A 10190-nucleotide genomic window follows, 5' to 3' on the forward strand; every position below is an offset into this window, starting at 1 on the left:
CCTATTCTCCCCTTTTCTTATAAAGTAAAAGATAGAAAATTCCCGCAAGAAGAATGGGAACTCCCATCCATAGACAAATTTGAACAAACGTTTTCATATATACCCTTAATTCCGGACGGAACATGAACGAACCGGACATCGTCAAACATAACAATCCAGCCATGATCAACAAAACAGGCACAATGATTTCAAATTTTTTCATTGGGCATCCCCCTTATAAATCGGGAATGTAAGTTCAAAGCTTGTCCCTCTTCCCACTTCACTACTTACATGTATAGTCCCATTTTGCAGTTTCACAAGTTGTTTGACGATTGCCAGTCCAAGCCCGGTACCCCCGAATTCTCTTGATCTTGATTTTTCCACACGATAAAATCGTTCAAATAAAAATGGAAGATCTTCTTTCGGTATCCCTATCCCCGTATCTTCAATCAAAATCTTTACTTTGTCTTGATCATAAGACAATTCTATTTTTATAAACCCTTTTTCTGTATAACGAATGGCGTTTTCGATTAAATTAATGACAATTTGCTCCATTCTTAAACCATCCGCATAAATACTCGGCAATTGATAAATTTTATGAAAATATAACTGTAACCCTTTCTCCTTTGCTTTCACTTTTGTTTTTAATACGGCATTTTCAATCACTTCAATCAGATCAATTTCCTCCAAATGTAATGGTAACTTTCCTTCCTCCATCTTTGCCAGTTCAAACAAGTCATTGACTAGCTTGGACATTCTATTGGCTTCTTGCTCGATAATTTGTATATACATTTCTTTTTCATCCTCTGTTTGATACTGTTGGTTTTTTAATGCTCTCGCATACCCTTCTAAATACGTAAGAGGAGTCCGCAATTCATGGGAAATGTTTGCAAAAAATTCCCGCTGGTTTGACCGGTACCTGTATAATTCAACGGCTAAATCATTAATCGCCTTGGCTAGGGAGCCAATTTCGTCTTTTGTTTCAACCAAAACTTTTGTATTTAAATCACCTTCAGCCATTTTGCGGGTTGCTCTTTCCATTTCTAAAAGTGGATTGGCTAACTTGCGTGATACAATAAAGGTAAAGCCAAGGGCTAAAAGAATGGCACCAATGCCAGCCCAAACAATTAAATTCCTTATTAGATGAATTGATTGATGTATCTCATCGATGGAAGCCAATACAAAAATTCCGCCGATAAAGCGATTTTGTGCAAAAATAGGTCTTCCAACGCTTAGAAAACGTTTATCTAAGATTTCATCGTAATATTCCTTTTCAATGACGGAATTTCTCCTTAAAAGAGAAATGTCATTTGCATCGATTCTTTCTCCTTTCGATAAGCTTGGGATCCCAGAGTTTGCAACGACGATGCCTTGTTCGTCTACGATTACAATTTCCTGATCTATCATATCGGCAAGTAATTCAAACATACGGAGGATATTTTTATCCTCTAACGATGTGATGGAATTCGCATAACGATTGGATAAATCGTAAATTTGATCTTTCATTTTACTGTAATAAAAGCCAGAAAATATTTCATTGATAATAAAACCAAGTGGAAGCAAAATGGTTAACACAATGACTAGAATACTTGCCCCTAATTTTACAACGATACTATTCCATTTCATTGGTCTTCTTCAGGAGCTTGGAATTTATAGCCCATTCCCCAAACCGTTTTAATCGGATTAAAGGAAAGCCCGTTTTTTCTAAACTTTTCCCTTATATTTTTCACATGGGTATCAACTGTACGAATATCTAAAACGTCATGAACTCCCCATACCCGATCTAGTAACATATCCCTTGTAAATATCGTTTTTGGGTTTAACACTAATAGCAAGAGAATATCAAATTCTTTTGGTGTCAATTCTAATGGACGATCGTTTACAAAAACTTGTCTTTCATTTTGATCGATTTTTAAATCTGCAATCTTAATGATTCCTTCCGTTTGAATAGGATTGGAAGAAGCAGCTGAACGTCTTATTAGTGCTTTAACCCTTGCCACTAATTCTTCGGGTTCAAAAGGCTTTACAAGATAATCATCGGCTCCAACATCAAATCCTTGTACTTTATCTTTTACATCACCACGTGCCGTAAGCATAAGGATGGGCACTTGACTCATTTCCCTTATCTTTTTGCATACCTCCCATCCATCCATATCGGGCATCATGATGTCTAAAATCACTACGTCGATTCTTCCTTTTGTCAATAAGGTTAATGCTTCTTGTCCACTTGCCGCTTCAGTTAAGTGAAAATATGGAGAAAGATTGATTTTTAGTAAATGCCTCATGTTCCATTCATCATCAACGATTAATACTCTTTCTTTCTTCATCCTTATATCACAATCCCTGTTTATAATTTGTTAATAAATGATCCGGTCAATTGTTTGTCCTTTAACCTCTCATTTTTTCAGTTAAAGAAAACACATTCAATCATCGTCCCATATACGATTTCTTGAACCACTTTCATGATAACTCCACCTGCTTGTTGATCCACAAGCGGTGAAAGTGTTTTAAACAATTGTGGTGCGTCGTAATAGACGGTATAAAACGGTTCATTCGCAAAAATAATTAAGGCACAAGCTGTAGTCAGTAACATTCCTGATGTAAAATATAGTAAATTTTTTGGATATTTGATAAACAATCTAATTCCTTAGTGACCGGAATTAAAGGGATCCACATGAACAATGCGGAGATGGTTAATATAATATGGGTTAAGTTATGCAAGATATTATGTGAAACGATTGTATTAAATATGAATGGGACTTGATAAAACGAAAACAACACATTAAATAAAAGTAACGGGATCAACGGATATTTTAAAAAATTGATCCATTTGTATCTTAATCCTAAATGAAGAATTGATACCATCATTCGATTTGGCAAACCTAACAGCAGTAAAGGTGGTAAAACTATATAAATTAACAATTGTTCCAACATATGAGCGCAAAAAATGATCTCCTAAGTAATGTAAAAGGCTATCCCCAACAAAAACGCAAATAAAACTGGTGTTCCTTCGAAACGATGAGCCGTATCATAAAAGGCTGACTCAAAATATTAATAATTTGATTAAAGAAGTCGTACACCTTCTATCACTATTTTTCGTTGATTTTTACAATGATTAATCTTATTAAAAAATTTTGAAGAAAATATGGAGATAGATGCTGATATTATATTCTTTTGTGTGTATACATTTCTTTGCTACCGATTGTATCCTCAACAAACGCTTTATGAACTTGTTGAAAATCTTAAAATATAGAAATAGTTAGACAAAAAACGAAAGTACAAACAACATAAATCTTTATTCAAGGATTCTTCACAACTCTTCTCTTCGATTTCGCAACATTCGAACACGTACTTTCGACTACCATCTTGATTCCACAAAGAAAAAATCTACATTCCATAGGAAATTTCGAATTTTAAAGCCCGGTGGAGAAGTTCATATAGCAGATTTGGTATAAGCAATTAAGTTGCCCTTCCCACACTATAAAAAAGACCCCCTCCAATTCTACTTGGAGGGGATCATATCAGGGAGTATAAATCCATGTATGTTACTTCACATCGTAACCTTGCTCTTCAATCGCTTCTTTGAGTTTTTCTACACTTACCTTTGTTTCATCATAATCTACATCCACAGTGCCTTCTTGTAAATGTACTTCTACATTTCTTACCCCGTCTAACTTTTTAAGAGCGTTTGTCACCGCCATTTTGCAGTGTCCGCAAGTCATTCCTTCTACTTGTAATGTAATCGCCATTTTTTATTCCTCCTTCATTTATTTTCATTTTTTATATTTTCACGCGTTTCAAACGAAGCGCGTTGGTCACAACTGATACAGAACTGAATGCCATTGCCGCTCCGGCAATCCAAGGCTCCAATAATCCAGCAGCGGCTACAGGAATGCCAATGGTATTATAGAACAAAGCCCAGAACAGGTTTTGTCGAATGTTTTTCATTGTTTTACGGCTTAACTCAATCGCTCTCGGGATATGAGCTAAATCTCCGCCGACCAAGGTAACATCGGCCGTTTCGATGGCGACATCCGCTCCTGTGCCGATGGCCATGCCAATATCCGCTTTCGCAAGAGCTGGAGCGTCATTAATTCCATCACCGACCATCGCCACTCGTTTTCCTTGTTTTTGCAGTTCTTCAACGATATTCGCTTTTTCTTCAGGAAGTACTTCTGCATAGACGCGATCCACATCCACTTGCTTTGCAATGGCTTCCGCTGTACGTTTGTTGTCTCCCGTTACCATGTACACTTCGATACCCATTTGTTTTAATGTTTGAATCGCTTCTTTGGAGCTTTCTTTTACCGTATCCGCGACAGCGATGATGCCGGCAAGCTGCCCATCAATGGCAACTAGCATGGCAGTTTTTCCTTGTTTTTCAAGTTCTATCATTTTATCTTCATGCATGGCAATCTCTACAGAGCGTTCCTTCATAAGTTTTCGCGTTCCAACAAGGACATTTTTGCCATCAATGACAGCTTCAATTCCATGACCGGTAATGGCGGAGAAATGCTCCAGTGGCTTAACCAAAATCGATCGTTTCTTCCCATATTCCACAATGGCATGAGCCAACGGATGTTCCGAAGCACTCTCGGCAGAAACGGCATAATCGAGCATGTCTTCACGGAACTTAAGTACATCGGTTACTTCTGGTTTTCCTTTTGTCACTGTTCCTGTTTTATCCAGTAATACTGCATTGATTTTATGCGTTCCCTCTAGGTACTCACCTCCTTTAAAGAGGATCCCCTTTTCTGCACCTTTGCCTGTACCGACCATAATGGATGTCGGTGTGGCAAGACCAAGCGCACAAGGACACGCAATGACAAGAACCGCGATGGCCACCTCAAGCGCCTTCGGTAAGTCGCCTGGCGCCACAAAGAAGTACCATGTAATGAATGCAATGACAGCAATTCCTACAACAATTGGTACGAAAATACCTGAAATGACATCAGCCATACGCTGAATAGGCGCTTTAGAGCCTTGTGCCTCTTCTACGATTTTAATGATATTGGCAAGTGCGGTATCTTTCCCAACCTTTTCTGCCCGAATGGTGAGTACACCATTTTTATTAATGGTTGCTCCGATGACAGAATCGCCTTCCTTCTTATCAACCGGAATGGATTCACCGGTAATCATTGATTCATCCACGGAGGATACTCCGGCGATGACCGTTCCGTCTACCGGGATTTTTTCTCCTGGCTTGACGAGAATGGTATCACCAATCACTACTTCCTCGAGCGGAACTTTTATTTCTTCCCCATCGCGGATGACAGTAGCTTCTTTTGCCTGCAGGCTCAACAGTTTAGAGATGGCTTCTGTTGTTCTTCCTTTCGCTACTGATTCAAAGTATTTTCCGACAAGTACAAGCGTAATCAGCACAGCACTCGTTTCAAAATACAATCTTGGCATATATTCGGGATTTCCTAATGTTTTGAAAGCTTCGTACAAGCTGTAAAAGTAAGCTGCCGATGTTCCAAGCGCCACTAGTACATCCATGTTCGCACTCTTGTTTCGTAATGCCCGGTACGCCCCTACATAGAAGGGACCGCCGATGTAGAACTGAACGGGTGTAGCCAAAAGAAGCTGGAACCACGGATTCATCAACATGTGCGGCATCGGTAAGCCTATATCAAACGGCATATGAGCAATCATCGTATAAAGCAAAGGCAGTGATAAGATAATAGAAATGGCAAGCTGCCGTTGTTTTTGTTTAAGCAGCTCTTCTCTCCGCCCCACATGATCTTGTTCTTCGTTTCGTATCTGCCCCTTGTACCCAAGCTTTTTGATTTTCTCTAAAATATCTTCTACAGATGCAATGCCTTCATTGTATTCTACAACGGCACTGTTTGTCGCCAAGTTTACAGTAGCGCTCGTAACACCTTCCATACGATTTAACCCTTTTTCAATCCGTGTCGCACATGCCGCGCATGTCATCCCTTCAATATCTAGCGTCACTTTTTCTGTCGCGACACCATACCCCAAATTCTCAATTTTCGTTTGGATATCGGCTACACTTTGTTTCGATGGATCATATTTAATCGTTGCTTTTTCCATGGCTAAATTGACATTGGCTTCTACTCCATCCATCTTGTTCAACGCTTTCTCTATACGATTGGAGCAAGCGGCGCATGTCATGCCGGTCACTCTAAGTGTAACGAGCTTTTGCTCACTCATAAAGCATTCCTCTCCTTTACTTTGAGAATTGCTTAATCACATCCATCAATTCCCGGATGGATTCTTCTCCGCTGCCTTCGCGGATCGCCTTGGAAACGCAATGATTGGCATGGCGTTCCAGCAAATTCAACCCGACTTTGTTTAACGCAGCTTGAATCGCGGAAATTTGCACTAAAATATCAATACAGTACCGATTGTCCTCGACCATCTTTTGTACCCCGCGTACTTGCCCTTCAATACGCTTCAAGCGCTTGACGATGCTTTCGATCTCTTCTTCGGTTCGCGGAACCATTTTGGCATTTATATTGTCATCTTCATATTGATTCATTGCTACCACCTCATTTGTTTATAACAGTTGTCTTCTAATACATTATACCGGTATTGGGTATAAAATGCAAATGATATCTTACTTAATGTATGATTTTCTATGTGTAATTTTTTATTCCTATTTTGAATCAGAGTAACGTACATCTATTCAATTATTTTCTGTTTAAATCTGTATCGATACAAAAGGAACTCGTTCTTTAAAGTAACGGGTTCTGTACAAAATAACAGTCAAATTATCAACATAAATTACAATTATTTTTTATTGAATAATTTTTGATTAAATTTATATAAATTCAATAGGTTTTAACGCTAATAGAAAGGCTATCGGTGGTTTTCCGTTCCGATAGCCTAAAACATGACGTTTAACTTTATAACCTAGTCACCAAATCTTTTTATGCGGATAAACGAGATGCCTACGAAGAATAGAAAATAGGTCCTCTCTTCGAGTACATGAATTCTTTTATCTCCTTTACATTTGCATTACCTTTCTACTTCGCTTCATCTCCATCTTTTTATATGCTAACACCGAAGTAAACAAGAATACACATGTAATCAACGAACCTAGCGGCAACATGGCTACGATATGATCAGGAAAGACAAACGGGAGCAGTGGAAAGGCGTACACAGCCGGGACACGGATGCCAACAATACGTAACAGAATAAGCATTAAAATCATATCTAACAGGGTGGCCAATATCCACGAATCAATAGCAAAGTACAACAGCGTTCCGACAGTCGCAGATATGGTCAATACAAGCCCTTGTTTAAAAGCCATTTTTCCGTTGTACATCGGCTTCTGAAGTGACTCATACACAACAACGAGAATCGGCGGGATCACTGCCAGTGGGTAGCCAGCGAGCCAGCATAAACCCATCCACACGAAAATCAGCACTAAGAATACCAGCATGTACTTGTACTGTATCTTCACTTTCTTTTCAAGTCCTTTATCAATCCAAATTTGAGAACTCCAAGCATCAATATAAAGGTAAAAATAAAAACGGATATAATAAATGACCATTCATTTGCATTTGTCACCACTGGCAGTAAGCCCGTTGCAATGGACGGTCCCAAATTTGATTGAATGATACGTAAAAAGAGCATTAAAAGTATAAGGGTAAGGCTTACTTTTCCTAAATAAGAAATGTGTAGTTGATTCACTGCGAAACCGATCACTGCCGTGATGGACGGCGCAAGAAAAATTTTCGATGGTTGCCTGATCCATCCTGCTTCTCGGTACACCCACATGGCAATCGCCATTGCCGCAACTTCCGGCAAAATAATTTCGTGATCTTTCAACATCACCGAAGCCGTAATCATCGCGATAATGAATGTAATGCTAATGATATATGAAATCATCGTTACTTTCTTTGAAACAGTTGAATCCATGTTTATATACTCCTTTTGTTCATATGATTTCCATCATACTGTTTCGATTCTAATAGAAATCGACAATGATGCTAATGAAAATGTTTTAATTTGGAGTGTTTATCAAGTAAACGTCTCTCCAATCAGTTGGAGAGCTTCTGTTCCCATAAAAAATTCCCTTCCAATTTTCCATCTTCCCTCCTTGTCCTTGATTGGGGAATTTGATGGTACATTCTATTCTAACCAAGGAATCGGTTCGTATCTCTTTTTCTGCTTCATTGTAAATTTGCTCAAGTACAGTTAGAATAATCAAAAATCCTATATGTTTATGAAAAGGAGCTTTAACTAGCACAACAAGATAATTTTTTAACATCTTTATCAAATGTTAAGGCAACCAATTTCAATCCCTCTGCCATCGTTAAATATGGTGCAAGGCATTCCCGCAAATCTTCCACCGTTAGACCAAATTTTACAGCTAATGTGGCTGCATAAATCACATCACCAGCATTTTCGGCAACAATATGAACACCTAGCACTTTTAATGTTTTTGCATCAGCAACAAGTTTAAATACACCTGTCGTTTCGCGATTCACAAGCGCTCTTGGAACTGCATCAAGTGGTAAAACAGAAGTTCTCACCTCGTATCCTCTTTCTTTAGCTTGCTCCTCAGTTAATCCTACCGTAGCAATCGATGGACTAGTAAATATAACAGCCGGAACAGTATCAAGATTTACTTTTCTCTCCAAGCCACCGATTGCATTATCGGCAGCAATTCCACCTTGGTATGCAGCAACATAAACAAATTGCGGTCCCATTGTTACATCTCCGGCAGCATAAATTCTAGGATTGGAGGTTCGTAAATAGTCATCAACTTTAACTTCACCGCGAGAACCCACTTCTACGTTTGCAGCTTGAAGATTTAGTGCTTCCGTATTTGGCTTGCGCCCCGTAGCTACAAGTAGCTGCTCAGCTTCAATGATTTTCTTTTCACCATGAACAGTAACATGAATTTGTTTCATATCTCCATTCTGTTCTACACGCTCAAATGTAGCACCGGTAATAACATGAATGCCTTGTTCTGTTAATGCTTTTTCTACAGCTTCTGAAATTTCAGGATCATATTCTTTAAGAATTCTTTGGCTACGCTGCATTAACGTTACTTCCACTCCTAAATGGTGAAAGAGCTGACCTAACTCCAATCCGATGTATCCTGAACCAATAACAGCAAGACTTTTTGGCAGTTCTTTAAGCTCTAACAAAGAAGTGCTTGTTAAGTAGTCAACATCTTTTAATCCCGGAATATTAGGAATCAATGGGGAAGCTCCTGTTGCGATTAAAAAGCGTTTAGCTGTTATTTTATTCCCGTTTACTTCTATTGTTTTTTCATTGACAAATTTTGCTTCTCCCTGTATTAGTTCAAACCCATATTCATCAATTAAATCAACATACTTTTGCTGACGTAATTCTCTCACCAGTTCATCTTTTTGTTCCATTAGTTTTTTCAAATCTACCGAACCAGCTGAAGTATTTAAACCAAGGAATGGATTGTTTTTTGCTAAATGATTGATTTCTCCAGAACGTAGCAGTGTTTTTGATGGAACACATCCAATGTTTACACAAGTCCCACCGATGGTACCACGCTCAATCATCGCCACTTTTGCCCCATATTCCACTGCTTTAATAGCAGCAGAAAAAGCTCCTCCCCCAGAACCAATGACAATAAAGTCATAATCATAATCACCTTCATCATCACCAACAACGGAGCTTTTTTGTTGATGAATAACTTCAGCTTCACCTGCCTTATAATTAACCTTATTCACAGCTTCTTTGGCTTTCTCGATACCTATATGTTCTGGCAATTCGAAAACAGCTTCTCCACGGCGAAAATTTACATCTACATTTTTAGCTCCTATGCTGTTTAGAGCTGTTTCAACGTGCCTTTCACACCCAGTACATGTCATACCTTCCACTTGTAAACGATATTTACGAATTGACAAATGAAACACCTCCTATTGTTTAACACCATATCCTAATTCTAAGACGGTATTTTTTTAAGTTTTTACATCTGTTTTTGAAGCATCAAACACAACTTTAGCTGTTCCTTGGGAACCTTCTGTAATGGTTACTTCCACTGTTTTTACACCTTCTACACGTTCAAGAGCACTTTTGACAACACAGGACAACTTGAACAATCCATTTCAGTAATGGTAAAGGTAGCACTTTTAGTATTATTTCCATTCGCTGTAGTTTCTACATTATTTTCGTTACTACAAGTCGTAATAATGTAACAAGTGTTCCGATCACTATAAATGTCTTATTTTTCATTGATATCTCATTGATGA

The 10190-nt window shown here is 38.5% G+C and carries 7 protein-coding genes and 2 pseudogenes; all 9 read right to left on the reverse strand.

Translation table 11 applies throughout. The annotated features are described in order from the left end of the window. Position 1: 1 nt before the first annotated feature. Positions 2 to 202, reverse strand: coding sequence for a hypothetical protein (locus GCA01S_RS16590; RefSeq protein ID WP_042411639.1), 201 nt, complete (start codon positions 200 to 202; stop codon positions 2 to 4). After that, entirely contained in the window at positions 199 to 1605 is a 1407-nt protein-coding gene (locus tag GCA01S_RS16595; protein ID WP_042411641.1) for a sensor histidine kinase, read from the reverse strand. Before GCA01S_RS16595 ends, GCA01S_RS16590 begins: the two co-directional genes overlap by 4 nt. Beyond that, positions 1602 to 2306: a response regulator transcription factor gene (locus GCA01S_RS16600; RefSeq protein ID WP_042411642.1), complete on the reverse strand. Its 705-nt coding sequence runs from the start codon at positions 2304 to 2306 to the stop codon at positions 1602 to 1604. The genes GCA01S_RS16595 and GCA01S_RS16600 overlap by 4 nt, the downstream gene beginning before the upstream one ends. A gap of 77 nt (positions 2307 to 2383) precedes the next feature. After that, positions 2384 to 2913: pseudogene (locus tag GCA01S_RS21375) on the reverse strand (cytochrome c oxidase assembly protein). Between the two features lie 611 nt (positions 2914 to 3524). Then, positions 3525 to 3728, reverse strand: coding sequence for a copper chaperone CopZ (gene copZ, locus GCA01S_RS16610; RefSeq protein ID WP_042411645.1), 204 nt, complete (start codon positions 3726 to 3728; stop codon positions 3525 to 3527). A 31-nt stretch (positions 3729 to 3759) separates the two neighbouring features. Beyond that, a complete protein-coding gene (locus GCA01S_RS16615) occupies positions 3760 to 6156 on the reverse strand; it encodes a heavy metal translocating P-type ATPase (protein ID WP_042411647.1) in 2397 nt (798 codons plus the stop codon). Positions 6157 to 6172: 16 nt separating this feature from the next. Then, a complete protein-coding gene (locus tag GCA01S_RS16620; RefSeq protein ID WP_042411649.1) occupies positions 6173 to 6484 on the reverse strand; it encodes a metal-sensing transcriptional repressor in 312 nt (103 codons plus the stop codon). A gap of 468 nt (positions 6485 to 6952) precedes the next feature. Beyond that, positions 6953 to 7869: pseudogene (locus GCA01S_RS16625) on the reverse strand (hypothetical protein). A 320-nt stretch (positions 7870 to 8189) separates the two neighbouring features. Then, on the reverse strand, positions 8190 to 9839 hold the full coding sequence (gene merA, locus GCA01S_RS16635; RefSeq protein WP_042411656.1) for a mercury(II) reductase: 1650 nt from the start codon (positions 9837 to 9839) through the stop codon (positions 8190 to 8192). Positions 9840 to 10190 lie beyond the last annotated feature (351 nt).

This window comes from Parageobacillus caldoxylosilyticus NBRC 107762, from assembly GCF_000632715.1.
GTDB classification, from domain to species: Bacteria; Bacillota; Bacilli; order Bacillales; family Anoxybacillaceae; genus Saccharococcus; species Saccharococcus caldoxylosilyticus.

What these genes read in the sequence shown, in the direction of transcription:
- GCA01S_RS16590 (WP_042411639.1), bottom strand. Translation starts at nt 202, where the DNA reads ATGAAAAAATTTGAAATCATTGTGCCTGTTTTGTTGATCATGGCTGGA.
- GCA01S_RS16595 (WP_042411641.1), bottom strand. Translation starts at nt 1,605, where the DNA reads ATGAAATGGAATAGTATCGTTGTAAAATTAGGGGCAAGTATTCTAGTC.
- GCA01S_RS16600 (WP_042411642.1), bottom strand. Translation starts at nt 2,306, where the DNA reads ATGAAGAAAGAAAGAGTATTAATCGTTGATGATGAATGGAACATGAGG.
- copZ (WP_042411645.1), bottom strand. Translation starts at nt 3,728, where the DNA reads ATGGCGATTACATTACAAGTAGAAGGAATGACTTGCGGACACTGCAAA.
- GCA01S_RS16615 (WP_042411647.1), bottom strand. Translation starts at nt 6,156, where the DNA reads ATGAGTGAGCAAAAGCTCGTTACACTTAGAGTGACCGGCATGACATGC.
- GCA01S_RS16620 (WP_042411649.1), bottom strand. Translation starts at nt 6,484, where the DNA reads ATGAATCAATATGAAGATGACAATATAAATGCCAAAATGGTTCCGCGA.